Source organism: Bartonella sp. CL71SXKL (genome assembly GCF_042194935.1).
Classification (GTDB): domain Bacteria; phylum Pseudomonadota; class Alphaproteobacteria; order Rhizobiales; family Rhizobiaceae; genus Bartonella.
Genome location: NZ_JBHINI010000031.1, coordinates 5,991 through 7,308 on the forward strand (window position 1 = coordinate 5,991; position 1,318 = coordinate 7,308).

General features: G+C 43.7%; 2 protein-coding genes. Both read right to left on the reverse strand.

Annotated elements, in window-relative coordinates; translation table 11 throughout:
* Positions 1-100 precede the first annotated feature (100 nt).
* A complete protein-coding gene (locus tag ACFILA_RS08770) occupies positions 101-334 on the reverse strand; it encodes a hypothetical protein (RefSeq protein WP_375661032.1) in 234 nt (77 codons plus the stop codon).
* Positions 335-343: 9 nt separating this feature from the next.
* A partial coding sequence (locus ACFILA_RS08775) for a phage tail protein (protein ID WP_375661033.1) occupies positions 344-1,318 on the reverse strand: 975 nt, incomplete at its 5' end.

Sequence of the window (1,318 nt, forward strand, 5' to 3'; positions counted from 1 at the left end):
CTGTCTTGAGAAGTTCCTGCTATCATTTCTTCTCTCGTCGCGACAGGTATCAAATATTCATGTTCATGATCGGGTATCTTCATCTGCTTTATTCCTTCATTCAGAGGGCTTCATCCAATGAACACTCTTTCAAATCTTCAAACTCTTCTCTTAAGGTTTCTAAGCGCTTCTCTAAATCTTTCAGTGAACCATCAAGCTCTGTTTTCAAAGCTGCTTTCAGTAAATCAAAAACGCCATTAAGCGGCGCATGTACAAATCCTTCCCCCGAATACAAAACGACCCGTACTTGAGACGGGTCGCTAATCTCTGATATCGCAAACGGTTTTAATGACATTTCAACTCCTCATGTCTTGATCCCATAAACTACACTCACATTAACGGGGCGCGTTTCAACACCACCAAACCTCTCTGCCATGAGGTGATGTTCATGATGCGCTTGGTCATAGATGCCCTCTTTAATCGGCATCGAAAAACTTAAAAAGCTTTCAAAGGGGCTCCTGATAAACCAAGGTAAACGCGGCGGCTTATCTTTTTCTGTAAACCAAAATGGAAGCTCTACCTGTGGACTTCCTGCTATTTGGTCAAATTCTTGATTACACCTTTCCAAGGCATCCCCACTCAAACCTACACACTCTTCGTCTATAGCTCTCTTGCGCCTTTGCAAGTGAGCTTCAGAAGAAGAAACATCTCGTTTTTTTCGAGAAGAAAGACCTTCTGATGACGCTGGACCTATAAAATGTTCGTGCGCTTTTAAAGAACAGGGTTGTATACTTGCAAAAGAACGCCAAGGGTCTAAATTGCGTTCATTATCAAGTCCCCGTAAAAATAGCCCCCGAAAATCGGGAACATTAAACGTCGTGGCGCCATCTCCTTCTCCCCACGTCGTCCCTATCGCACAAAATAAATCCCAATAGACAAGCCGCGGATAAGCCTTCCCATCACATGGCAACCAACCATCCGGTAAGCGCTCCATTGCAAACGGTCCTATCAGACCAGTGGGTAAGCGTTTTAAGGAAGAAACTTTGCCCCTTGTCGGGTTGAGAACTTGCCAACCGGTTATATCTTCATCATACACAAGCCTATAAAGACAGCCATCTTGTATCTCTCCTCCCGATAAGGCTAATAAACCGGTTTCTGTCGCCTTATAAACGGGCTTACCGGCTAAATTATTTAAAGCAATTGTTGTCGCCCCAACATTCTTGCCCTTCGCTTTAAAACAAACCGATATGCCATTCTTATACTCTAAAAATGCCGATTGGCTTAGAAGCCTTATCACGCTCGTCTTTTGGTTATTATCAACCGTCACAATCCCTTCAAG